At 64.3% G+C, this 22,995-nt stretch carries 29 protein-coding genes; 11 read left to right on the top strand and 18 right to left on the bottom strand.

Annotated elements, in window-relative coordinates:
- Positions 1 to 7: 7 nt before the first annotated feature.
- The 5 genes from FJ443_RS09055 to FJ443_RS09030 form a co-directional block, all read right to left on the bottom strand.
- Entirely contained in the window at positions 8 to 706 is a 699-nt protein-coding gene (locus FJ443_RS09055) for an RES family NAD+ phosphorylase (RefSeq protein WP_140663588.1), read from the bottom strand.
- Entirely contained in the window at positions 700 to 1,110 is a 411-nt protein-coding gene (locus FJ443_RS09050; RefSeq protein ID WP_140499170.1) for an MbcA/ParS/Xre antitoxin family protein, read from the bottom strand. Before FJ443_RS09050 ends, FJ443_RS09055 begins: the two co-directional genes overlap by 7 nt.
- 294 nt (positions 1,111 to 1,404) lie before the next feature.
- Entirely contained in the window at positions 1,405 to 2,838 is a 1,434-nt protein-coding gene (locus FJ443_RS09040) for an aldehyde dehydrogenase family protein (protein WP_140663584.1), read from the bottom strand.
- 153 nt (positions 2,839 to 2,991) lie between these two features.
- Positions 2,992 to 3,375, bottom strand: a complete 384-nt coding sequence (locus tag FJ443_RS09035) for an ACT domain-containing protein (protein ID WP_140582600.1) — start codon at positions 3,373 to 3,375, stop codon at positions 2,992 to 2,994.
- 20 nt (positions 3,376 to 3,395) lie between these two features.
- Positions 3,396 to 3,863: a GNAT family N-acetyltransferase gene (locus tag FJ443_RS09030; RefSeq protein WP_140663582.1), complete on the bottom strand. Its 468-nt coding sequence runs from the start codon at positions 3,861 to 3,863 to the stop codon at positions 3,396 to 3,398.
- Positions 3,864 to 4,280: 417 nt separating this feature from the next.
- Here FJ443_RS09030 and FJ443_RS09025 point away from each other — a divergent pair, with 417 nt between their 5' ends.
- Positions 4,281 to 5,345, top strand: a complete 1,065-nt coding sequence (locus FJ443_RS09025) for a YeiH family protein (RefSeq protein WP_140663580.1) — start codon at positions 4,281 to 4,283, stop codon at positions 5,343 to 5,345.
- Between the two features lie 50 nt (positions 5,346 to 5,395).
- Here FJ443_RS09025 and FJ443_RS09020 read toward each other — a convergent pair whose 3' ends face one another.
- Positions 5,396 to 5,893, bottom strand: coding sequence for a GAF domain-containing protein (locus tag FJ443_RS09020; RefSeq protein ID WP_140499180.1), 498 nt, complete (start codon positions 5,891 to 5,893; stop codon positions 5,396 to 5,398).
- A gap of 78 nt (positions 5,894 to 5,971) precedes the next feature.
- On the opposite strand from FJ443_RS09020, the gene FJ443_RS09015 reads away from it, so the two are divergent.
- Entirely contained in the window at positions 5,972 to 6,385 is a 414-nt protein-coding gene (locus tag FJ443_RS09015; protein ID WP_140663578.1) for an NUDIX domain-containing protein, read from the top strand.
- Positions 6,386 to 6,402: 17 nt separating this feature from the next.
- Here FJ443_RS09015 and FJ443_RS31115 read toward each other — a convergent pair whose 3' ends face one another.
- The 3 genes from FJ443_RS31115 to FJ443_RS09005 form a co-directional block, all read right to left on the bottom strand.
- Positions 6,403 to 6,561, bottom strand: coding sequence for a hypothetical protein (locus FJ443_RS31115; RefSeq protein WP_181167223.1), 159 nt, complete (start codon positions 6,559 to 6,561; stop codon positions 6,403 to 6,405).
- Positions 6,562 to 6,710: 149 nt separating this feature from the next.
- The gene (gene groL / locus FJ443_RS09010; RefSeq protein ID WP_140663576.1) at positions 6,711 to 8,339 is read right to left on the bottom strand and encodes a chaperonin GroEL; all 1,629 of its coding nucleotides are present in this window, start codon (positions 8,337 to 8,339) and stop codon (positions 6,711 to 6,713) included.
- 60 nt (positions 8,340 to 8,399) lie between these two features.
- Positions 8,400 to 8,714: a co-chaperone GroES gene (locus FJ443_RS09005; protein WP_140663574.1), complete on the bottom strand. Its 315-nt coding sequence runs from the start codon at positions 8,712 to 8,714 to the stop codon at positions 8,400 to 8,402.
- Positions 8,715 to 8,959: 245 nt separating this feature from the next.
- Here FJ443_RS09005 and FJ443_RS09000 point away from each other — a divergent pair, with 245 nt between their 5' ends.
- Positions 8,960 to 9,208, top strand: a complete 249-nt coding sequence (locus tag FJ443_RS09000; protein WP_140663572.1) for a hypothetical protein — start codon at positions 8,960 to 8,962, stop codon at positions 9,206 to 9,208.
- Positions 9,205 to 9,471 carry a DUF1488 domain-containing protein gene (locus tag FJ443_RS08995; protein WP_140499190.1) on the top strand — a complete coding sequence of 89 codons (267 nt, stop codon included), beginning with the start codon at positions 9,205 to 9,207 and terminating at the stop codon, positions 9,469 to 9,471. The genes FJ443_RS09000 and FJ443_RS08995 overlap by 4 nt, the downstream gene beginning before the upstream one ends.
- A 23-nt stretch (positions 9,472 to 9,494) precedes the next feature.
- Here FJ443_RS08995 and FJ443_RS08990 read toward each other — a convergent pair whose 3' ends face one another.
- Positions 9,495 to 9,686 (bottom strand): hypothetical protein, encoded by a 192-nt coding sequence (locus FJ443_RS08990; protein ID WP_140521391.1) that lies wholly within the window; start codon positions 9,684 to 9,686, stop codon positions 9,495 to 9,497.
- Positions 9,687 to 9,691: 5 nt separating this feature from the next.
- The gene (locus tag FJ443_RS08985; protein WP_140521390.1) at positions 9,692 to 9,898 is read right to left on the bottom strand and encodes a hypothetical protein; all 207 of its coding nucleotides are present in this window, start codon (positions 9,896 to 9,898) and stop codon (positions 9,692 to 9,694) included.
- 728 nt (positions 9,899 to 10,626) lie between these two features.
- Between FJ443_RS08985 and FJ443_RS08980 the strand changes: the two genes are divergently transcribed.
- The 5 genes from FJ443_RS08980 to FJ443_RS08960 all read left to right on the top strand — a co-directional run bounded on the left by FJ443_RS08980 (position 10,627) and on the right by FJ443_RS08960 (position 17,149).
- Positions 10,627 to 11,676 (top strand): LacI family DNA-binding transcriptional regulator, encoded by a 1,050-nt coding sequence (locus tag FJ443_RS08980; protein WP_140622839.1) that lies wholly within the window; start codon positions 10,627 to 10,629, stop codon positions 11,674 to 11,676.
- A gap of 63 nt (positions 11,677 to 11,739) precedes the next feature.
- On the top strand, positions 11,740 to 12,987 hold the full coding sequence (locus FJ443_RS08975) for a sugar ABC transporter substrate-binding protein (RefSeq protein WP_140663570.1): 1,248 nt from the start codon (positions 11,740 to 11,742) through the stop codon (positions 12,985 to 12,987).
- Between the two features lie 374 nt (positions 12,988 to 13,361).
- Positions 13,362 to 14,288, top strand: a complete 927-nt coding sequence (locus tag FJ443_RS08970; protein ID WP_140582619.1) for a sugar ABC transporter permease — start codon at positions 13,362 to 13,364, stop codon at positions 14,286 to 14,288.
- On the top strand, positions 14,288 to 15,145 hold the full coding sequence (locus FJ443_RS08965) for a carbohydrate ABC transporter permease (RefSeq protein WP_140663568.1): 858 nt from the start codon (positions 14,288 to 14,290) through the stop codon (positions 15,143 to 15,145). The genes FJ443_RS08970 and FJ443_RS08965 overlap by 1 nt, the downstream gene beginning before the upstream one ends.
- 21 nt (positions 15,146 to 15,166) lie before the next feature.
- Positions 15,167 to 17,149, top strand: coding sequence for a glycoside hydrolase family 127 protein (locus tag FJ443_RS08960; protein WP_140657462.1), 1,983 nt, complete (start codon positions 15,167 to 15,169; stop codon positions 17,147 to 17,149).
- A gap of 74 nt (positions 17,150 to 17,223) precedes the next feature.
- Here the strand turns inward: FJ443_RS08960 and FJ443_RS08955 are convergent, their stop codons facing one another.
- The 7 genes from FJ443_RS08955 to FJ443_RS08925 all read right to left on the bottom strand — a co-directional run bounded on the left by FJ443_RS08955 (position 17,224) and on the right by FJ443_RS08925 (position 20,512).
- Positions 17,224 to 17,622 (bottom strand): DUF1801 domain-containing protein, encoded by a 399-nt coding sequence (locus FJ443_RS08955; protein WP_140499206.1) that lies wholly within the window; start codon positions 17,620 to 17,622, stop codon positions 17,224 to 17,226.
- A 96-nt stretch (positions 17,623 to 17,718) separates the two neighbouring features.
- Complete coding sequence (locus FJ443_RS08950) at positions 17,719 to 18,174, bottom strand: DUF1801 domain-containing protein (RefSeq protein ID WP_140559865.1); 456 nt, start codon at positions 18,172 to 18,174, stop codon at positions 17,719 to 17,721.
- Positions 18,175 to 18,185: 11 nt separating this feature from the next.
- Positions 18,186 to 18,410 carry a hypothetical protein gene (locus FJ443_RS08945; protein ID WP_140499210.1) on the bottom strand — a complete coding sequence of 75 codons (225 nt, stop codon included), beginning with the start codon at positions 18,408 to 18,410 and terminating at the stop codon, positions 18,186 to 18,188.
- Between the two features lie 34 nt (positions 18,411 to 18,444).
- Positions 18,445 to 18,837, bottom strand: a complete 393-nt coding sequence (locus FJ443_RS08940; protein ID WP_140559866.1) for a VOC family protein — start codon at positions 18,835 to 18,837, stop codon at positions 18,445 to 18,447.
- A 73-nt stretch (positions 18,838 to 18,910) separates the two neighbouring features.
- A complete protein-coding gene (locus tag FJ443_RS08935) occupies positions 18,911 to 19,342 on the bottom strand; it encodes an SRPBCC domain-containing protein (protein WP_140663566.1) in 432 nt (143 codons plus the stop codon).
- Entirely contained in the window at positions 19,339 to 19,662 is a 324-nt protein-coding gene (locus tag FJ443_RS08930) for a metalloregulator ArsR/SmtB family transcription factor (protein ID WP_140663564.1), read from the bottom strand. The genes FJ443_RS08935 and FJ443_RS08930 overlap by 4 nt, the downstream gene beginning before the upstream one ends.
- A gap of 130 nt (positions 19,663 to 19,792) precedes the next feature.
- Positions 19,793 to 20,512: a gamma-glutamylcyclotransferase gene (locus FJ443_RS08925; protein ID WP_140663562.1), complete on the bottom strand. Its 720-nt coding sequence runs from the start codon at positions 20,510 to 20,512 to the stop codon at positions 19,793 to 19,795.
- Between the two features lie 212 nt (positions 20,513 to 20,724).
- On the opposite strand from FJ443_RS08925, the gene FJ443_RS08920 reads away from it, so the two are divergent.
- Both FJ443_RS08920 and FJ443_RS08915 read left to right on the top strand, forming a co-directional pair.
- Positions 20,725 to 21,417, top strand: coding sequence for a DUF2270 domain-containing protein (locus tag FJ443_RS08920; RefSeq protein ID WP_140663560.1), 693 nt, complete (start codon positions 20,725 to 20,727; stop codon positions 21,415 to 21,417).
- A 164-nt stretch (positions 21,418 to 21,581) separates the two neighbouring features.
- Positions 21,582 to 22,856 (top strand): DUF763 domain-containing protein, encoded by a 1,275-nt coding sequence (locus FJ443_RS08915; RefSeq protein ID WP_140663558.1) that lies wholly within the window; start codon positions 21,582 to 21,584, stop codon positions 22,854 to 22,856.
- Positions 22,857 to 22,995 lie beyond the last annotated feature (139 nt).

Genomic DNA, 22,995 nt, shown 5'->3' with positions numbered 1-22,995 from the left:
CGCCGCCTCAAGTGACCGCCAGCACCTTGCCCGTATCGTGCTGGCGCACGAAATCCACGTGGCGGCCGTCCCAGTGGTAGCTGTAGTGCCTCCCCTGGACGGGAACAGTTATTGCATCCGGCCAGAAGATGCCGATGCACTGCCCGCTCGGCATGCGCACGCTGCTCCACACCAGCCCGTCGCTGCCGGCCGCGCGCAAGGCGCGGCCTTCGGCCTGCGAGGCGGTGTAGTCGTCCGGGTCGAGCGCGCCGGGCACCGCGTTGACGTCATCGAGGTCGCGATCGACGCTGCCGATCAGCACGCGGAAATCCGCGGTCCAGCCCGGCTCCTCCTTGGTGGCGCGCATAAAATTCTGGTGGTGGTGGATGGTTTCGGCCAGCGCCACCTCCTCGCTGTCGCCGGCATAGTAGATGCCGTAGCTGCCATCGGAAAACCGCCCGGGCCGCAAGGTCGAGCAATGCACGAAGGGCGCCATCACGAAACTTGCGCCGGGTCCGGACACCCGCCTTTCGGCAGGAACCTTGCCGAGGTCGCCGAGTTCCAGCCGGATGCGTGGATTGGTCTTCTCCTCGACGGCGGCCAGCGCTTCCCAATCGCGCGGGTCGGCAATGTCCTCGAAGAGGTCGATAGGCGGATGGATGGAGCGGATGATGCGGAAGGTCTGGGGCCAGTGGACGCGGCGCCGGACCGCGAGCCCACTCACCATGCACCACGCTCCGCGTCGAGCCATTCACGCATCGCGGCAAGGTCGGAGATTTCGCCGCGCAGCATCAGGTCGAGCGCCGATTGGCCGCCGAACGTGGCATTGGGCTTGCGGATCCAGGCATAGCCGCGCGCCGGCTCGGTGAAGAGGTAGCGCAGGCCCTTGTGGATGCCCATCAGATGCGCCATGCGGGTGCGCAGATCGCGGTCGATCCGGCCGATGCCGCCTTCCTTCCAGCGCGCCCAGGTGCGCGCCGACATGCCGCCGAGCAGGATGCAGGCCTCGAGGTCGGTGAGGCCCCACGCCTTGAACAGATTGACCGTGGTGCGCGCCAGGGCGCCCGCCTCTTCATCCGAGATGGCGCTGCCGACCGCGGCCGGCGTGGTGACGATGGACTGAAGCTGCATTTTCTGCTCCCGCTACTGGCAGACATATAGCATGCATTTGCCAATTGGCAAGGAAACAGGACCAGAGCGGTCACCTAGGTGGTGCGGCATAACAGAACCAGGGTTCCTCGCCCCCACGAAGGTGGGGGAGAGGTGGCTCGGCGAAGCCGAGACGGAGCGGGGGAATGGCGCGGCGTGGATATGCCGTGAAAACCTTCCATCGCCGCAGCCCCCTCTCCGACCGCTTCGCGGCCACCTCTCCCCCGCTTTGCGGGGGAGAGGAACCCACGTTCTGTAAGGGCGGCTCTTGTCCGCCTACTCCGCCGCCTCATACCCCGCTATGCCCTTGATCTCCAGAAAATCCTCCAGCCCGTATTCGGCGTATTCGCGGCCGTTGCCGGATTGCTTGTAGCCGCCGAAGGGCAGGCCGGCGTCCCATTGGGGATAGTTGATGTAGACGTTGCCGGAGCGCATGCGCGCCGCGACGTCGCGCGCCTTCTGGATATCCTTGGCCTGGATATAGGAGGCAAGGCCGTAGACGGTGTCGTTGGCCTGCTCGACCGCCTGCTCGACCGTGTCGTAGGGCATGATCGCCAGCACCGGCCCGAAAATCTCCTCGCGCGCGATGCGCATATCGTGGGTGACATCGGCGAACACGGTCGGCCTGACATAGTAGCCACGGTTGAGTTCGGCCGGACGGCCGGGGCCGCCCGCGACCAGCGTGGCTCCCTCGTCGATGCCGCTCTGGATCATGTCCTGGATCTTGTCGAACTGGGCCTGGCTGACGACAGGGCCGAGCTTGGTGCCGGGAGCGTCGGCCGGACCGACCACGAACTTTTCCGCCGCCGCCTTGGCGTAGGAAGCCGCCTCGTCATGACGGTCGCGTGGCACGAACATACGGGTTGGCGCGTTGCAGGACTGGCCGCTGTTGCTGAAGCAGCCGGCGACACCCTTGGTCACGGCGGTGGCGAGGTCGACATCCGGGAACAAGATGTTGGCCGACTTGCCGCCAAGTTCCTGGTGCACGCGCTTGACGGTGTCGGCGGCGGCCTTGGCCACCAATATGCCGGCCCGGGTGGAGCCGGTGAACGACATCATGTCGATATCGGGATGGCTGGACAGCGCCTGGCCGACGCCGGGGCCGTCGCCATTGACGAGGTTGAACACGCCCTTCGGCACGCCGGCCTCGTCGAAGATCTCGGCGAAGACGATGGCGTCGAGCGGCGCGATCTCGGATGGCTTCAGCACCATGGTGCAACCGGCGGCAAGCGCCGGACCCACCTTGCAGGTGATCTGGTTCAGCGGCCAGTTCCATGGCGTGATCAGGCCGACGACGCCGATCGGCTCCTTGACGATCAGCGAGGAGCCCTTGACCTGCCGGAACTGGAAGCTCTTCAGCACTTCCGCCATCTTGGCCAGATGCGCGAGCCCGATGCCGACCTGGCTGTCGAGCGCCATCCGGCGCGGCGCGCCCATCTCGCGCGACACGGCGAGCGCAAGGTCCTGGCTGCGCTTCTTGTAGACCTCGATGACGCGGTTGAGGATGTCGAGCCGTTCCTCGACCGAGGTGAAGCCGAATGTGCCGAAGGCCCGCTTCGCGGCGGCCACCGCCTTGTCGACGTCGGCCTTGGAACCAAGCGAAATCTGCGCGAAGCTATCTTCGTTCGACGGATCGATGACATCGAGCGTGTTGGGCACGACAGGATCGACCCACGCGCCATCGATGTAGAACTGCAGATTGTGTGACATGATTTCTCCTGAGGGGCGCCGCACAGCCGTCCGGCGTGATATCTGGTTAGAAATAACGATGCGCGACCGGCACTGTCAAACGCAACCCCGAACTGGTGAGCGAGCCGCGAGCGGTTGAACCAGCCGGGCGGGCGATAGCTGGAGCAGAACGAATTACAGCAGAGTATGCCCGGCTTCGCCTAGAAGCCGTGTCGCCGCGACCCGATCGGCGGCTTTCACCAGCAGGTGATCGCCGTCGAAAGTCGAAACCACGAAAATGCCCAGCTCGTTTTCCGACAGCGGCCTGATGACCGACAACACGATGCCGGTTTCATCGAAAGCGAAAGGCCCTTGGAGCTTGAAGGCGACCCACTCGTCATCCCGCTTGACGGCATCTGGAACGCGATCCTGCAGACAGACGATCGAAAGTTCATCCTCGGTTCTGGTGATGCTGACGAAGCCTGGCCCGTCCGCCCAACCGGGAATGCTCGCTCCAGGCTCGAGCCGCGAAATCGCGTACAGCCCGGGCAGTTGCTTCAGCCTGATTTTGGCAGCCATTGTCGAACTCCGATTGCGGTCTATCCAGCGAGCCTCTTGCTCATATAAACAGTCGTACCGTTCATGAACGGCTCCTCCCGGTCGATCCTATAGCCGTGCCTCTTGTAAAGCGACACATTGGCCGCGAAGGCGCCATTGGTCAGCAGGCGAAGTTCGTTGCGGCCCGCTTCGCCCGCCTTGCGTTCAGCCCGCTCCAGCAACAGCCGGCCGATCCCCCTTCCCTGCGCATGCGGCGCCACGCAGACATTCTCGATCCAGACATGATCGTCGGCTGGCATGGTTTCGATCACGCCGACGATTTCGCCCTGCTCGGTCGCAAGGTCGAACTCATGCTCTGCAACCGCTATGTCGTAGTCGGCGCGCATGGGCAGCGGTTCGCGGCCGATTAGCGGCACCCATTTGGCATAGGCCAAGCGCACGATGTCCCGGATGGCGGTGGCGTCCGCCGGCCCGGCCTGCCGGAACTGGATGGAAGGATTGATGCTCATCGAGAGGCTCCAGACATGAAAAGCCCGCCGGCGGTTGCGCGAGCGGGGCTGGGAAGAACGAACCGGAATTAACGGGCCACTCCTCGTCGTCGCGCAATCATGCCGCCTCGCAGTGTACAGGTTCGGCGTCGCATGACATTGGCGCGGGAAGAACGAACATGGCGCCAAGCTGGCGCAGCATGAGTGGCCCGTCAAGCCAACGCCAAGCCACTTTCTGGCGGTGCCCAGCCCCTTTGCCGCGCTGCCTCACCAACCCTGATTGGGGCATGCCGTCTCGGCCCTTGGCCGACGACGGCATTTTTGGTCACGCAAGCCTGAAAACCGTCCTGAAAAATCGATCATTCTAACGAAAATAATTCATTGGAAAGATTAGTTGGGGAATGGCATTCCCCGGGCGAAGTCGCCTGGAGCATGACGTTGTCTTCCTTATCCCACATTGCGAACGATATTCCAAAAAGCCTGATTTCCGCCGAACCCGCGCAGCGCCGCAAGGCGCTCGACTCGACCAAGGCCGGACCCGTGTCCGGTGTGATATTGGTCGCGATGATCACTGCGGTGGCCTTCTCGGCCCACAACGTCTCCGGCTTTGCCCTGTTCAGCCCGATGATAATAGCCGTCGTCGCCGGCATGATCTACTCCAACGTGCTCGGCACGCCGGCGCACGCCAAGGCCGGCATCGCGTTTTCGCAGCGCCGGCTGCTGCGCTTCGCCATCGTGCTGCTCGGTTTCCAGCTGACGCTCGGCCAGGTGGTGTCGATCGGCGCCGGAGGTGTCGGCATCGTGGCAGCCACCCTTGGCGCCACCTTCGTCTTCACCATCACACTCGGCCGGCTGATCGGCGTCGACGCGAAACTGGCGCAGCTGATCGCCGCCGGCACCTCGATCTGCGGTGCCTCGGCAATCGTGGCCACCAACATCGTCACCGACGCGCGCGACGAGGACGTCACCTACGCCGTCGCCTCGATCACCTTGTTCGGCACCGTCGCCATGCTCGGCTTCCCGCTGCTGGCGCCGCTGCTCGGCCTCGACCAGCATGCTTTCGGTCTGTGGGCGGGCGCCTCGATCCATGAGGTGGCGCAGGTCATCGGCGCCGGCTTCCAGAACGGCACCCAATCGGGCGAGATCGCCACCGTCGCCAAGCTCACCCGCGTCGCCATGCTGGCGCCGATGGTCATCGCGCTGGGCCTGATGGCGCGCCGCAAGAGCAGCAGCGACCAGCAGGCGGCGCGCCCGCCCATGCCATGGTTCGTCGCCGCCTTTGTCGCCGTCGTGGCTCTGAACAGCCTTGTCGCGATACCCGCCGAAGTGAAATCGGCGATGGCGCTCGCCACCACCATCATGCTGACCATGGGGCTGGCCGCCATGGGCCTGCAGGCCGATATCTCGCAGCTGCGCTCGCGCGGCCTGCGCCCGCTGGCGCTCGCCTTCTCGGCCTTCCTATTCATCGGCGGCTTCAGTCTGATGCTGGTGAAGTTGGCCTAGGCCCCAAAGGTAGCGCTCTACGGCGCCCCTTCTGTCCGGCAGGAAAGCGCCTAATCCTCGAACGAACTCGCCGCCACATAGATCGCGGCCAGTGTTTCGATGCCGGCCTGGTCCGCCTTGTCGAAGCGGCCGGGCAGCGGGCTGTCGAGATCGAGCACGCCGAAGACGCCTTCATCGTCTTCGAGAAGCACGACCAGTTCCGAACGCGAATCGGCGTCGCAGGCGATGTGGCCGGGGAAATCGTGCACGTCCTTGATAAGCATCGAGGTGCCGAGTTCGACCGCCGTGCCGCATACGCCCTTGCCTACGGCAATGCGCACGCAGGCCGGCTTGCCCTGGAACGGACCCAGCACCAATTCCTCGTCCGAGGCCAGGAAATAGAAGCCCGCCCAGTTGAGATCGGGCACCATCTGGAAGATCAGCGCCGCGGTGTTGGCGGCATTGGCGATCGAGTCGCCCTCGCCCTCGAGCAGCGCCTTCAGTTGCGCGGCAAGATCGCGGTAGAACGCGGCCTTGTCCGAAGTGTCGATGGCTTTGGCTGCGAACATGGCTTGTCTCCGAACTGAGAATCGCGGTTCCGTTTTCCGCAGGCGCTCTGCACCAAACGACCACCGGAACAGTCTACCGTGAATCCTACCCGCCACGAAAGCCGCAAGATCAGGATCGCTGCCGGCGTCATCGCGGATGCGTCGGGCCGGCTGCTTTTGGTGCGCAAGCGCGGCACCAGCGCCTTCATGCAGCCCGGCCGCAAGATCGAGCCGCGCGAGGCCCCGCTCGACACCCTGGTGCGCGAACTGCGCGAGGAACTCGGATTGGCGGTCGACCCCGCCACCACCTCCCGGCTCGGCCTGTTCTCGGCCACGGCCGCCAACGAGCCGGACAGCACGGTCGAGGCGGAATTGTTCGCGCTCTCCATCGACGGCCAGCCGATAGCCGCCGCCGAGATCGAGGAGATCATCTGGCTGGAGCCCGGCTCGACCAATTCCGTCGAACTTGCGCCGCTGACGCGCGATGTGGTGCTGAGGTTGAGCGGAATGTAGCGGCGGCGGCGCCGCTATTACATCGGACGCTTGGGGTCGCCCTTTTGTGGCGTTGCCGGGTCGGGCTCGGATTTCTTGTGCTTGTCGGCGGCAATCCTGCGGATGCGGTCGAAGCGGCTTTCCTCTGTCGTTTCGGTCGTGACGACCGTCTGTGGCTTCTGCACGAACACGATCATGGATCGATCTCCTGGGCCAGAGGCCTGCGCGCCGGGGGAGAATCCCCCGGCGATAGTCGTCTCGCCTGCGGCAAAGGCCGGTTCGGCGAGATACGGATTAGGTCTGAAAGACGGCTTTTATGAAACCACCTTCGCGAGCCGGCCGAATCCTAGTAGCCGCCCATGCCGCCACCGCCGCCCGCAGGCGCGGCATCCTTGGCCGGAATGTCCGAGATCATCGCTTCGGCGGTGATCAAAAGCGCGGCGATCGAGCCGGCATCCTGCAACGCGGTGCGCACCACTTTCGCCGGATCGACGATGCCCGCCTTGATCATGTCGACATACGCCTCGTTCTGGGCATCGAAACCCTGGTTGTGATCCTTGCTGTCGGAGAGCTTGCCGACGACAACGGAGCCTTCAACGCCCGAATTCTCGGCGATCTGGCGGAGCGGCGCTTCGAGTGCCCTGAGCACGATCGAGATGCCGGCGGTGACATCGGCATTGGCGCCGTTCAGGCCGGCAAGCGCCGTCCTGGCACGCAGCAGGGCCACGCCGCCGCCCGGCACGATGCCTTCCTCGACCGCCGCGCGCGTGGCGTTCAGCGCGTCGTCGATGCGATCCTTCTTTTCCTTGACTTCCGACTCGGTGGCGCCGCCGACGCGGATGACGGCAACGCCGCCGGAGAGCTTGGCCAGCCGCTCCTGCAGCTTCTCCTTGTCATAGTCGGAGGTGGTTTCCTCGATCTGGCCCTTGATCTGGGCGACACGCGCCTGAATGGTCGCCTTGGTGCCGGCGCCGTCGATGATCGTGGTGGTGTCCTTTTCGATCAGCACGCGCTTGGCGCGGCCGAGCATCTCGATGGTGACGTTCTCCAGCTTGATGCCGAGATCCTCGGAGATCATCTGGCCGGATGTGAGCACCGCGATGTCTTCCAGCATCGCCTTGCGGCGGTCGCCGAAGCCCGGCGCCTTGACGGCCGCGACCTTGAGGCCGCCGCGCAGCTTGTTGACGACCAGCGTCGCCAGAGCCTCGCCTTCGACGTCCTCGGAGATGATCAGCAGCGGCCTGCCGCTCTGCACCACCGCTTCGAGGATCGGCAGCATTGCCTGCAGATTGCCGAGCTTCTTCTCGTGGATGAGAATATAGGGCTCTTCCAGCTCCGCGCGCATCTTGTCGGCATTGGTGACGAAATAGGGCGAGAGATAGCCGCGGTCGAACTGCATGCCTTCGACGACGTCGAGTTCGGTGTTCGCGGTCTTGGCTTCCTCGACGGTGATGACGCCGTCATTTCCGACCTTGTCCATCGCCTTGGCGATCATCTCGCCGACGCTGGTATCGCCATTGGCGGCGATTGTGCCGACCTGCGCGATCTCGGCCGACGATTTGACCTTCTTGGCCTTCGCCTTGATTTCCACGACGACGGCCGCGACGGCCTGGTCGATGCCGCGCTTGAGGTCCATCGGGTTCATGCCGGCGGCAACCAGCTTGGCGCCTTCGCGCAGGATCGAGGCGGCCAGCACCGTGGCAGTGGTGGTGCCGTCGCCGGCGAGGTCGTTGGTCTTCGAGGCCACTTCGCGCACCATCTGCGCGCCCATGTTCTCGAACTTGTCGGCAAGCTCGATTTCCTTGGCGACGGTGACGCCGTCCTTGGTGATGCGCGGCGCCCCATAGGCCTTGTCGATGATGACGTTGCGGCCCTTGGGGCCGAGCGTGACCTTGACCGCATTGGTGAGGATCTCGACGCCGCGCAGCATACGGTCGCGCGCATCGGTGGAGAATTTGATTTCCTTGGCAGACATGATTTTATCCAGTTCGCATTTGGAGTGGAGCCGTCACCGCGCAGAGGCGCGGCGCTTCAGTCAGGCGGCCTTCTTGGCTTCGACGCTCTTTTCGATAACGCCCATGATGTCGGCTTCCTTCATGATCAGAAGATCCTCGCCGTCGATCTTGACCTCCGTGCCCGACCATTTGCCGAACAGGATCAAGTCGCCGGCCTTGACGTCGAGCGGAACAAGTGCGCCGTTTTCGTCGCGGGCGCCGGGACCAACCGCGATCACTTCGCCTTCCTGCGGCTTTTCCTTGGCATTGTCGGGAATGATGATGCCGCCCTTGGATTTGATATAGCCTTCGGCGCGCCGGATGACGACGCGGTCGTGGAGTGGCCGAAATTTCATGAGAACTTCTTTCTGGGGCCGGCATAGGCGGCCGCCCCCTTCTATAGGCTCTTTGGCACTCGATAGATAGGAGTGCCAAAATTTATTCCGAGCGGATATTGAATAATCATAGTATTATTTCGGCGCCCGGTTTCATCGGGTCGGAAAACGACCAAATATTTCAAAAATTTGAATTTTCCCGGCAGAGTGCCTATTTATCGGACAAGTTCATTTTCACGATTTCAGACGCAAGGGAGATTTCCTCGATGGCCGACGGCAACCAGACGATCATGGAAAAAGCTGAAGCGCGCTTTGTCGACAAGCAGAAGAAGACGGCGGAGCGCAACAAGGCAACCGCCGAATATATGTCCGAAGCGAGGGCCAGGGAGATCAAGACGGCAAGGCTGAGGCAATTGCGGCTGGCCAAGGAAGAAGCCGACCGCGTGGCCGAGGCCCTGAACTCGACGCCGAAGAAGAAACGCGCGGTGAAGAAAACGACGGAGGCAAAATCATGAGCCTGACCTTCCCCAACCGCAGCCGCAGCTACGACGAGGCCGGCAAGCGCATCCGGTTCGTCGGCTATGACGGCATGTTCCAGATTTCCTTCTCGGTCGCCGCCGATGCCATGACGAGGATGCAGCCGGCGACGGCAGCCAATGAAGCCGGCTATCTCGCCACCTTCGACACCGAGAGCAGTGTCATCCGCGACGTAGCGTCAAAGGCCTATGACCGCACGCGCAAGAGCATGTATGTGCTGACGGCCGACGACTTCCGCTGAGACGACAGGCGGACGGCGCTGGATCAGGATTTACGCTCCGCCTTCTCCCGGCGCTTGACGTCCCGGACATTCATCTGATCGACCATGGCGTTGGCGTCGCGCGGGCTCATGCCGACCATCGCCCTTTGCCTGACGACGACGGGCTGGCCGGTGAAGACGTCGATGATGGCCCAGCTTTGGGGCAAGTCCATGCGCAGTGCGTAGCGGTTGGCCATTTGCCTCAGCCCTGCAACATGAAGAAGACCATGCCCAGGACCGATATCGTCCAGGCGACGACCGACAGCTTCAACACCATGCCGCCATGGGCGGCCAGCGCCTCCCGCAGCCGCGGGGCGATACCTGCCGACGGGACCGGTTCCACCGTAACGGCACGGGGTCCCTTGGCGCCAAGTTTTCCAAAGACGGGCAACAGCGACGGTTCACGCACGAAAATGGCCTCGAATGTCGGGGAAAGTCGGAGCGGGCAAGCTCTTGCCCTTCCATAGCACTCTTTTGGCGAGTGCCCTGCATGCCAAATGCAAATAGGCTGCTTTAACGCCGGCCGCATGCCACGTGACCCCGATCGTCAGATGCTGAAAGCGCGCAAGTCGGCTGGGTAGCAGTCTTCTTGCCGGCACATCAGCGTCACAACGAAGACGAGGACCTGTCCGGCCCAGGTCGCAAATGCAAGCTGGCAAGACCCATCGCCCTTGATGGTCCGACGCAGGCTCTACGTCATATGATTTTTTGGAGGCCTCGCCTCGGGATCGAACCGAGGCTTCAGAGATTTGCCGTCTCCAGCGTAGCCGCTCCGCCACGAGGCCATGACTAGCGAACTAACCGATAATATTTGCGCAAGCGTTAAGACCGAAGAGTCGTTTGTAGACATGTCGCCGATTGCTGCTTTGGCCGGCTCGCGCCGTGGGCAGCACTGACGGCTGCCGATCAGGAATTCGCCTGATGAACTCACCGGGCGCCGAGCCCGTGAGCCCGCCCTCCGGCGGCCACTTCGCACCACCGGAGGACCAGCCACTTTTCCTCTTGAACAGCCTCTGGATCTGGCCTAGTTTGGGTTGAGAAAAGGTTTTTCCAAACATTTCCGAGCGGGCTCGGCCATTGGCCGGGTCATTCCGGCCTGTAAGAGAAAACCTTTTCCCAATCGGGATTTTCGCCGCAATGGCATTGGACGATCAGCCAGCCTTTCCCAAGCCCGTCACCTTGCGTGACGTGGCAGCCGAGGCTGGCGTCAGCGTCGCCACCGCCTCGAAGGCGCTCAACGACCAGGGCCGCATGACCGCCGAGACCCGCGAGCGCATCCGCGAGACCGCGCAGCGCCTCGGCTTCCGGCCCAACAGCCTGGCACAGAGCCTGCTGCGGCGACGCTCCTTCACCGTTGGCCTGCTCACCAACGATACCTATGGCCGCTTCTCGCTGCCGCTGATGTCGGGCATTTCCGACGCGCTGGTCGACGCCGGCGTTTCGGTGTTCCTGTGCAATGTCGAGGAGGATCCGCGTCTCGGCCAGCTCCATGTCGAGGCCATGCTCGACAAGCGCGTCGACGGCATCATCGCCACCGGCAAGCGCATCGACCGTCTTCTGCCGGTCGATCTGTCCAATCTGCGCATTCCGGTGATCTATGCCTTCACCCAGCCCGATCCCGACGCCGTCGCCTTCGTCTCCGACGACGCTGGCGGCGCGCGGCTGGCAGTGGAGCATTTCTGTCGGCTCGGCCGCAGGCGCATCGCCCATGTCTCGGGACCGGCGAGCTTTGCCGTGGTGCACGCCAGGGCGCAGGCCTATCGCGATGTTCTGACCGAGAACGGCCTGTCGGTCACCGAGCCGCTGCTCGGCTCGTGGTCGGAGGCCTGGGGACACGAAGCCGTGGCGAGGCTGTTCGACGGCGCGGCCGACGACGCAAGCGAAAGACCGGACGCCGTCTTCTGCGGCAACGACCAGATCGCGCGCGGCGTCATCGATGCCTTGCGCGAACGCGGTCTCGACGTGCCCGGCGATGTCGGCGTCATCGGTTTCGACAATTGGGAGATCGTGGCCGAAGCGACGCGCCCGCCGCTGACCTCGGTCGACATGAACCTGGCTGCGCTCGGCCGCGAAGCGGGGCTGACCTTGCTTTCCCTGGTTGGCGGCAAGCCCGCCGCGCCAGGCATCCGGAAACTGCCGTGCCGGCTGGTGGTGCGTCAGTCCTGCGGCCGCCTGCCGGACGGCTGAAGAACCAAACGCCGCAATCGGCGGCAAGCCGCGCGTCGCGGCCAAAACGTGGAGGAGGAGAATATGAGGACTTTGATTGCCAGGCTGGCCTTGACGGCCGCCGTATTCGGCTGCGGGCTGCAATTTGCCGCCGCCGAGACCGCCAACATCTGGGTGCGCGCCGACGGCTCGAACTTCATGCCGCGCATCGTCGATGCCTACAACAAGGGCCACACCAACCAGATCAAGCTCGACATCATCCCCAACGCCGAGATCATTCCGAAATACGGTGCTGCCGCCGCCGGCGGCACGGCGCCCGACGCGCTGTCGCTCGACCTGATCTACACGCCCTCCTTTGCTGCCGCCGGCCAGTTGGAGGACATCACCGACTGGGCCAAGTCGCTCCCCTATTTCGCCAGCCTGTCGCCGGCTCATGTGAAGACCGGCACCTACAAGGACCGCATCTACGGCCTGCCCTTCTCCGCCGACGCCTCGGTGCTGATCTGGAACAAGAAGCTGTTCAAGCGGGCCGGCCTCGACCCCGAAAAGGGCCCAGCCAATTGGGCCGAGATCGAAGCCGACGCCGAAAAAGTCAACGCGCTCGGCGGCAACATCAAGGGCTTCTACTTCTCCGGCAATTGCGGCGGCTGCAACATCTTCACCTTCACGCCGCTGGTCTGGGCCTCGGGCGGCGACATCCTCTCGCAGGACGGCTCCAAGGCGACGCTGGACAGCCCGCAGCTGCGCGGCGCCATCGATCTCTATCGTTCGATGGTCAAGAAGGGCCTGGTGCCGGAAGGCGCCCAGACCGACACCGGCGCCAATTTCTTCGCCGCCTTCGCCGGCGGCAACATCGGCATCTCGCCTTCGGGCGCCTTCGCCATCGGCGCGCTCAACACCCAGTATCCCGACATCGACTACGGCATCACCTTCCTGCCGGGCAAGGATGGCGGCTGGTCGTCCTTTGCCGGCGGCGACAATTTCGTCGTCACCAAGGGCACCAAGAAGATCGATGTGGTGAAGGAGTTCCTCGACTTCGCCTATTCGCTGGAGGGCCAGACGATCCTGGCCAAATATGGCAGCCTGCCGGTGCGCGGCGACATCGCCAAGGACGCGCTGAAAGACCTCGACCCGCGCTACCAGGTCGCAGCCGAGGCCATGGCCAAGGGCAAGACGCCCTATTCGGTGGTGTTCAACGACCTGATCAACTCCGCCAACGGCCCGTGGACGCAGATGGTCAACGAGGTGTTCTTCGGCGACGACGTCGACGGCGCCATCGCCAATGCGCAGGAGACCATGCAGTCGATCATAGACCAGGCGCCGCAGAAATAGGCGCCTGCCGGCCGCCCGCCTGTCTCCCTGAGCGGGTGGCCGGATATTGTTTGGTTCAGATACAGGGCTATCGCGTTGAGAAGACTCACTAGCATCGACAGCTTGGGACCTAGCGCACTTCGCCTCCCCTTCTCCCCTTGTGGGGTGAGAAGCGGTCCGCGCAGCGGACGAAAAGCCAACTGCTTGGCTTTTCGAGCTTCGAACGCCCTGAGCCTGCGAAGGGCCGGGTGGTGGCCGATCCACTCTGCCGGGTCCCCGCTGCTTCGCAGCGTCCCGGTGTTCGCCGGCCTTTCATCGTGCCACTGGCACGATGAATTCGCCTCCGGCGAACCGGCCGCTCACCCCACAAGGGGAGAAGGAAAAGCGGGCCAGCCATGACCACCATCACAGCAACCACCGCCCCGCCCCGCGCCCGAAAACTCGTCGGTGCCGGTCGCCGGCAATGGATCGGTCTCATCTACGTCGCGCCGGCCGTGGCGCTGGTCATGGTGTTCTTCGTCATCCCGCTCGGCATGACGGCCTGGATGTCGCTGCACAACTGGCCGCTGATGGGCGGGCACTCCTTCATTGGCCTCGACAATTATGTCGCAATCTTGCGCGACACCAGGTTCTGGAACGCACTGAAATTCACCGGCTACTACACGGTGATCGTCACCATCGCGATCTTCGCCGTCGCCTTCCCGCTGGCCATCTTCATCGAGCGGCCGCGCCCGTTCACCAATCTATACCGCACCGCCTTCTTCATGCCGGCGGTGGTCGGTTTCGCCTCGGCGAGCCTGCTCTGGTCATGGCTGCTCAACGTCGATTCCGGCCTGTTCAGCCCGGCCGCCTACAACCTCGGCCTGATCGACAGGAAATTCAATCTTCTGGCCACCTTCCAGCCGGCCTTCTGGTCGATCATCGCCATGGTGGTGTGGAAGGTCGCCGGCTTCACCATGATCATCCTGATGACCGGCCTGCAATCGATCCCGCAGGATTTGCAGGAGGCCGCCGTCATCGACGGCGCCGGCCCGTTCGCGAGGTTCCGGGCCATCACCTTGCCGCTGATGCGCCGCACGCTGGCGCTGGCGCTGATCCTGTCGGTGGCCGGCTCGGTCCTCGCCTTCGACCAGTTCTACATCATCCTGCGCGGCGGCCCGCGCAACCAGACGCTGACGGCGGTGTACTGGATTTTCAACCAGTCCTTCGTGTCGTTCAAGCTCGGCTATGGCGCGGCGCTCTCCATGGTGCTGCTGGTGATCCTGGTGGCGCTCAGCCTCGTGCAGCTCTGGCTGCTGAGGAAGCCCGAGGGCCTCGACTGATGGCGCAGGCAATGTCCGCTCAAGGCAAGCTCGCCGCCAGCGTCGTCAGGCACTCCACCGGCATCATCGCCTCGGTGCTGTTCGTGGCGCCGATCGTGTGGACCGCGCTGTCGGCTTTCAAGCCGGCGCAGGAGGCGCGCCAGCCACCGCTACCGCCCTGGCCGACGACGGGTTTCTCGCTGGAGAACTACGCCACGCTCAACACGTTCGGCGACGGGCTGTGGGTCTCGGCGCAGAACAGCATCTACGTCTCCGTTATGACGGTGCTGGTCTCGGTCGTCGTCTCCGTGCTCGCCGGCTATGGTTTCTCGCGTTTCCGATTTCCGCTCAAGGACCTGTTCTTCGTCCTCATCCTGTCGACGATCATGATCCCGTTCCAGTCGATCCTGACGCCGATCTTCCTGGTGCTCACCAAGCTCGGCCTGCACAACACGCTGACCGGGCTGGTCGGCGTCTATGTAACGCTGCAACTGCCGTTCTCGATCTTCATGATGCGCAACGCCTTCGACGCGGTGCCGCGCGAGATCGAGGAGGCCGCGCGCATGGACGGCGCCGGAAACGCCACCATGCTGTTGAAGGTGATGCTGCCGCTGGTCTGGCCGGGCGTCGTCACCATCGCGCTGTTCGCCTTTCTCGGCGCCTGGAACGAGTTCCTCGCCGCTTTGGTGCTGATGACCGACCAGTCCAAGTTCACGCTGCCGGTGATGATGACCGCACTCCAGTCCGGCCGCTTCGGCGCCATCGACTGGGGCGCGGTGCAGGCGGGCGTCACCGTGATGATGGTGCCGTGCCTGATCCTGTTCCTGGCTTTGCAGCGCTTCTACATCCGCGGCCTGATGGCCGGGGCCGTCAAGTGATCGATCGAATGGAGTAAGTTCATGACCGCATCGTCTTCTGCCAGGCCTGCCAGCGCCTCCAGGCCCAAACTAGCCTTCCGGCCGCTACCGGTGCCGCAGGTCGACGTGCACGGCTTCTGGGGCGACCGTGCCGATGCCGTCGCCGCGCGCACCGCCGATATCCTCTACGACCGCTGCGTCGAGGCGGGCATGCTGGAGCAGATCGATCCGGACCGGCCCTCGCCCGGCGTCGTCATCCCGTTCCATTCCCCTTCGCCCGACGAGGCGGCTTCCCCCGGCTTCACCGGCTCGACGGTGACGACGCAGATGTTCTGGGACTCCGACTGGGGCAAGACGATCGAGACGGCGGCCTATTCGCTCTACCGCGCCAAGAACCCGGAGCTGGAGAAGAAGATCGACGCCGTCATCGACCTCTACGAAAAGCTGCAGCAGCCGGACGGCTATCTCTCGAGCTGGTACCAGCGCATCCAACCCGGCCTGCGCTGGACCAATCTGCGCGATTGCCACGAGCTCTATTGCGCCGGCCACCTGATCGAGGGCGCCGTCGCCTATTACCAGGCGACCGGCAAGCGCAAGCTGCTCGACGTCATGTGCCGCTATGCCGACCATATCGCCTCGGTGCTCGGGCCCGAGCCGGGCAAGAAGAAAGGCTATTGCGGCCATGAGGAGATCGAGCTGGCGCTGGTGAAGCTCGCGCGGGTGACTGGCGAGAACAAATACATGGAGCTGGCGAAATACTTCATCGACCAGCGCGGCCAGCAACCGCATTATTTCGACGAGGAGGCGCGCGCCCGCGGCACCGATCCCAAGGCCTATCATTTCAAGACCTATGAATACAGCCAGTCGCACATTCCGGTGCGCGAGCAGGACAAGGTCGTCGGTCATGCGGTCAGGGCGATGTATCTCTATTCCGGCATGGCCGACATCGCCACCGAATATGGCGACGACAGCTTGCGGGTGGCGCTCGACCGGCTGTGGGACGATCTCACCAGCAAGAACCTCTACATCACCGGCGGGCTCGGACCGTCGGCGCACAATGAGGGCTTTACCAGCGATTTCGACCTGCCCAATGAGAGCGCCTACGCCGAGACCTGTGCCGCCGTCGGCCTGGTGTTCTGGGCCAGCCGCATGCTCGGCATGGGGCCGAACGCCCGCTACGCCGATATCATGGAGCGGGCGCTCTACAACGGCTCGATCTCGGGCCTGTCGCTCGACGGCTCGCTGTTCTTCTACGAAAACCCGCTGGAAAGCCGGGGCCGGCACAACAGATGGAAATGGCACCGCTGCCCGTGCTGCCCACCCAATATCGGGCGCATGGTGGCCTCCATCGGCAGCTATTTCTACAGCCTGGCGGACGACGCGCTTGCCGTCCATCTCTATGGCGATTCCACTGCTCGTTTCGACATAGCGGGCGTGCCGGTCACGCTGACGCAGGCGAGCCGCTACCCCTGGGACGGGGCGGTCGCCATCACCATCGAGCCGCAGGCGCCGGTCGCGTTCACCCTGCATCTGCGCGTGCCGGCATGGAGCGCCGGCGCGGCGCTCAAGGTCAATGGCGAGACGGTGAAGCTCGAGGACGTCACCAGCGATGGCTACGCGGCGATCTGGCGCATATGGAAGAAGGGCGATAGCGTCCGCCTCGATCTCGAAATGCCGATCGAACGGCTCTACGCCAACCCGCAGGTGCGCCAGGACGCCGGCCGCGTGGCGCTCTCGCGCGGCCCGCTGATCTACTGCGTCGAGGCGACCGACAATGACGGCAGCCTGCACCGCATCGCATTGCCGCGCACCGCAAGCATTGAGGCGCATGACGAGCCGGACCTGCTGGGCGGCGTGGTGGCGCTTTCAACCACAGCGCTGGCCGATACCGATGAGGGCTGGCAAAACGGGCTTTACCGCACCGATCCGCCCGCTGCCAGACAGACGCGGCTGACCGCCATTCCCTATTTCGCCTGGGACAACCGCGAGCCCGGCGAGATGCTGGTGTGGCTGAGGGACGGATGAGGCCAGAAGGGCGCGAAGGAGCGCGACAGGCTTCGTTCTGCCCGCCGCGTTCTTCGGTGCCAGTCACACGGACCCTATCGCCGGGCCTTTGACTTGTTCAGAGCGACGGCGGCGTGGATAAGCGCCTTGAACGCTTCCTCGTCGACCTCCTCGCCCTCTTGGAAATCGATGGCGCGCCTGGTGTTTCCTTCCAGGCTGGAGTTGAACAGGCGCGACGGATCGGGCAGCGCCGCACCCTTGGCAAAGGTCAGCTTGACGACGTTCTTGTAGGTCTCGCCGGTGCAGATCATTCCGGCATGCTCCCACACCGGGACTCCGCGCCATTTCCACTCCTCGACGATCTCGGGGTCGGCTTGCCGGATCAGGCCGCGCAGCCGGCTCAGCATCTCGCCCCGCCAGTCGCCGAGTTCCTCGATCCTGCCGTCTATGAGCTGCGAAGGAGATCTGCCTTCTGGCGACCCGCTCTTCGTCATGTCCGTTCTCCTTCAGCCTTGAGGGCGGTCACCGCCCGTCCGCCCGATCATAGGCGCTCTGTTGCGCGCGGCAAATCCGGGCCCGGCGCGCAAATCTCACATCCGTTCGCCGGGCAGTCGGCTCGCCTGCTTCACCCACTCGGTGAACTGGGCCTCGTCGAACTGGTCGTCCTCATGAATGTCAAGGTAACGCGTGTCCTTGCTTTTGGACTGGCCAGGCGGCACCGGGTCCAGCGACATGCCGCGAAAGAAGGCCACCTTTATGTATTTCGTGAAGCAATGAAAGCTGAGGAACCATCCCTCGCCTTCCACGCCATAGAAGGGCGAGTTCCATTTGACGGCCTTGCGCACATCAGGCACGGCACGCTCGATGAGCGCGTCGAGGCGGCCCCCGACCTCGCTCTTCCAGCCCGGCATGGCCGCGATATAGGCCTGGACGGGCGCGTTGCCTTCGCCCTTGGCGATCTGCGGATTGCCGCCAGAAAGCAGGACCGGACCGGCGGTTGCAGGCCTGGCGGCGCCTTTGGCTGATTGTCCCTGCGTCTTCGCCATCCATCCCGTCCTTACTGGCTCGCGCGCTGCCGCCCGTTAAGCCGCTTGGCGGCGTATGGCAGCACGAACATGTAGAGGCCGCTGAACAGCAGCAGGAAAAGCGGCAGCAGCGGCGAATAGACCACCCAGGCAGGCGGCTGCCCCAAGCCCATGGCGACGAAGTTGGCGAGGACAGTCCCCGTGAAGATGATCGATAGCCAGCGATGCGTTTGCCGGACCCATTTGTTCCAATCCATGCTATCTCCTCTTGAAAAATGAACGAAACGCCGCTTACCAGCGCGCCAGCTGCGTGATCTGGATGAGGTTACCGCAGCTATCGTTGAGCTGCGCTATGGTCGAGCCGGTCACTTCGGTCGGTGCCATGGCGAAGGCCGCGCCCCGCGCCTTGATGCGCTCGTGATCGGCCTTGATGTCGTCGGTGAAGAGCATCAGCGCCGGCTGGCCCTGCTTGAACAAGGCCTGCTGGTAGGCCTTGGCCGCGGGGTTGTCGCTCAGCGCAAGCTGCAGCTCGGTTCCCTCAGGCTCGTCCGGCGAAGCCACGGTCAGCCAGCGAAACGGCCCGTTGCTGAAATCGGCCTTCTTGGTGAAGCCCAGCACGTCGGTGTAGAAGGCAAGCGCCTTCTCCTGGTCGTCCACATAGACGCGGGTCAATTTGATCTTCATCGCATGTCCTCCATAGGTTTTGTTGCGGCGGCCGTCTTCGAACAGCCTTGCCATGAACCCCGCCTGGCGGATTTCAGTCCGTCCGTGCCAGGAGCTCTTCCAGCTTCTCCAGGAATTTCGGCCATCCCATCTTGGCGCCGCCATAGGCCCGCCTCTGCTCGGGCCGGAAACCGGACTGCTCCATGCGCAGATGGGTTCCGGCAGGCGTCGGGGTGAGCGTGAAGGTCACCACGCTCCTGAGATCGAAGGTCGGGTCCTGGTGCGCGAGGTTCCAGGTGTAGGACAGCGTCTTGTGCGGCTCGACGGCAAGCACCTCGCAATCCAGCACGCCGCCCCAGGCGGTGCTGAGGTTGAAGCGATGGCCCACGACCGGATTTAAATCGTTCTTCATCAGCCACTCCTCAATCAGATGCGGTTGCGTCAGTGCGCGCCAGAGTTTTTCCGGCGGATGCGAAATCTGCCGCTCGACGACGACAGTGCGGGTCTCGGCGGCACTGTCGTTCACTGGTCCATCCTTTTGAGCAGATCCTCGAGATTGTCGAACCGGCTTTCCCAGAACCCGGCCATCTCACGCGTCCAGTCCATCAGCGGCGCCAGTGCGCCGAGCTGCGCGCTGTAGTGCGTCTGGCGGCCTTCATGGCGGTCGCGCACCAGCCCGGCCTGCTTCAGCACGCCAAGATGCTTCGACACGGCCGGCTGCGAGACCCCCGACTGGATCGTCAGCGCTCCCACCGTCTGCTCTCCCTGGCGGCACAGCCGTTCGAAGATGGCGCGCCGTGTCGGGTCGGCGAGCGTCCTGAAGAGCGCATCATGAGCATCCGGCATTTAATCGATAACCCGTTGGCTATTGATTAACGTATAACTGTCGGGATATGTATTCGTCAAGCGGAAGATTTGGAGGGGCGGGAAAGCGTCCGGAAACTTTCGGGTCGCGCTGCGCTGGGAACGCCGATCGCTAAACCGTGGCGTGGACGCGGTTGATCTCCTCGGCCACCAGCGCCTGCAACTGCCAAAGGTTGCGATCGCGAATGCCGCAGGCGTCAAGGTGGCGGATGGTCTCGAACAGATATTGCGCGCCCGAGCCCCAATGGCCGGCGGCCCGGGCCAGCGTCGCCGCGATCGCCCGTTTGTCCAGCCTGCCGACATAGCGCGTATTGGCGGGATCGACGACGAAGCCGAGCGCGCGGCACATGCCGCCCTCGGTCCTGACCCGCAGCCAGCGCGGCACGTTGACGGCGGGCAGGATGGTCATCTCGCGGCGCAGCAGCGCCTCGAGATTGTCGGCAACCGGCTCCGCGATCTCGAACACCATGCCCTGGCATTGGCCACCACGGTCGAGCGCCATCATCAGGCCGGGCTGCTCGATCGTGCCGCGAAACCGCTGCACGGTGAAGCAGAAGGAGCGGTGCCAGCCGGTCGCCACCGCGCGCTCACCGCCCCTTACCTCGCCCGCCGGCTTCCACAGCAGCGAGCCATAGGCGAACAGTTTCAGCGGCCCGGCCGGCGCATCGGCCAGGATTTCGTCGCTGAAACGCGCATAGTCGGCGTCGGTCATGTAGACCATGCCCGGCGTCGGCCCGGCATCCTCGACCGCGCGCAAGGTGCGGGCGACCAGCGCCTCCGTCAGCGCCATCACCGCCTTGCGCGGCGATGCGGTGGAAATCGGCTTGTTCATGTTCGCCATGTTGCCCAAGGCAAAGGGATTCTCAAGAGCCAGAGCCACTCGGACGCTGACTCAGAAGCTGAGCGGACCTGCCCAAGCGTTTGAAAAGCCTCGGCGCACCGCCGTCGCGACAGAAGTGGCCGCAAGTCCGCCTGGGTCGGCGCCATCCGCCGTCGGCGGAACGAGATCGCCTTCCACGCGTTTCATTGGGTTGGGAGGGAACTATGAACGATGCGCCGGCAACGCCCGTCGGCAGGACGCTTTCGCCCAGCGAAATGGTCACCGTGATGTCGCATTTCCATCGCGCCGAGATTGCGCGCATGGCGGGATGGCGCGACCGTATCGACAGGACCAGCAACTGGGCGATCACCGTTGTGGCCGCGATGCTGTCGGTGTCGCTGTCGACGGCCAGTGCCCATCACGGCGTGCTCCTGTTCGCCATGCTGCTGGTGCTGCTGTTGCTGTGGATCGAGGCGCGGCGCTACCGCTTCTTCGACGTCTACCGCGCCCGCGTGCGCCAGTTCGAGCGCCACTATTTCGCGCAGATCTTCTCGCCGCAGCCGGACTTCGCCTCGGACTGGCTGCTGATCGTCGGCGAAAGCCTGCGCACGCCGAAATTCCTGGTCTCGCAGCGGGTGGCGCTGGCGCGCCGTTTGCGCCGCAACTACATCCATATGATGCTGATCCTGCTGCTCGCCTGGATCCTCAAACTATCGACGCCCAGCCTGCTCGACAAGGCCGCGCCGGTGGGTTTCGTCGGCACATTGCGCGAGGCCGTCAGCGCCGCCGCCCTGGGTCCCGTGCCCGGCCTGGTCATCGTCACGCTGGTCGCCATCCTCTTTGCCGGCCTGCTGGCCGTCGCCTTACTGACGCCCGACGACAACGGCGAACTCTCCTTCGGCGACGTGCATGTCTAGTCCGCGATGGACAAAAACGCTTTGCGAACAACCGGGTGAGACGCCATCCTGAATCAAACCGCGAATGAGCGCCTGTGTGCCGGCTTGGAAAATAGCCGCATGGATGCCATCTAGAGGGAGAGAGAGCCGGTCCTCGGCCGGCCGGCCACGGAGCATCGAAACAAGTGACGCAGCGAAGCGGCAGCGCCGACCTGCCGCTGCATGGCGGACGGGTCCCGAAATGGCTGGGCGACCGCATGACGCGGCTCGGCGCGGTGCTGTGCCAGGCGATCATCCACCATTATGGCCGCGACGAGCTGCTGCGCCGGCTGGCGCATCCCTTCTGGTTCCAGTCCTTCGGTGCGGTGATGGGCATGGACTGGCATTCGTCCGGCATCACCACCAGCGTCATTGGCGCGCTGAAGCGCGGGCTGACGCCGCTGTCGGGCGAGCTCGGCATTCATGTCTGCGGCGGTCGTGGCGCTCATTCGCGCAAGACGCCGCACGAGCTGGAGATGATCGGCGAACGTGTCGGCTTCGACGGCGCGGCCCTTGCCACCGCCAGCCGCCTGGTCGCCAAGGTCGACAGCGCCGCCGTGCAGGACGGTTTCGATCTCTATCTGCATGGCTTCATCGTCACTGACGACAGCCGCTGGGTGGTCGTCCAGCAAGGCATGAACGGCGACAGAAGGCAGGCGCGCCGTTACCACTGGCTGTCGGAAGGGCTGAAGAGTTTCGTCGACCAGCCGCACGCGGCCATCGAGGGCGAGCGGCAGGGCGAGATCGTCAACCTCACCGACCATCGCGCCGAGGCCTCGCGCAGCGGCCAGCTCGATCTTCTGCGCCAGCTCGGTCCCGACCGGATCGTGCACGAATTCGCCGCCATCGAGCCCGCGACGGCTTCGGCAAAGCGCGACAACGCACAGCCAATGCTGCCCAATCTGGTCATGCCGGCGCACCATGACGTGCGCGAAAGCGACATCGTCATGCGCCGGCTGCACGGCAACATCTCCGCCGCCATCGAGAGCGGCCCGACAGATTTTCCCGAATTGCTGCTGGTGCCGGGCGTCGGCGCCCGTACGGTGCGGGCGCTGGCAATGGTGGCGGAGGTGGTGCATGGCGCGCCGTGCCGCTTTTCCGACCCGGCGCGCTTCTCGCTGGCGCATGGCGGCAAGGACCGGCATCCCTTTCCGGTGCCGCTGAAGGTCTATGACGAAACCATCGCCGTCATGAAGTCGGCGGTCGCCAAGGCCAAGCTCGGCCGCGAGGAGGAGCTTGCCGCCTTGCAGCGGCTCGACGGCCAGGCGCGGCGACTGGAGCGCTACGTCACCGGCCCGAGCCTGAAGGAGATCGTCGCCGGCGAGTTCGACCAGTCGCACCTGCTCGGCGGCCGCAGCGTCTTCGGCCCGGAGCCGCCGCCTGAGGGTGCTTTGCCGGAGCGCGCCAAGAAGTCGGGCTAGATCGCCGATCGCGGCCAGCGACGATTGGCGAAGCAATCCGCGGGCAGCGTCCAGCCGGTAGATGGGCCTTTCTCCCCGTCACTATACGGGGAGAAATGTCCGGCAGGACAATGAGGGGCGGCGCCAAGGTTTCGGCAAA

The organism is Mesorhizobium sp. B2-6-1 (genome assembly GCF_006440475.1).
GTDB lineage: Bacteria > Pseudomonadota > Alphaproteobacteria > Rhizobiales > Rhizobiaceae > Mesorhizobium.
The sequence above is the reverse complement of the archived record's forward strand: the minus strand, read 5'-3'. Positions and strand labels throughout refer to the sequence as shown.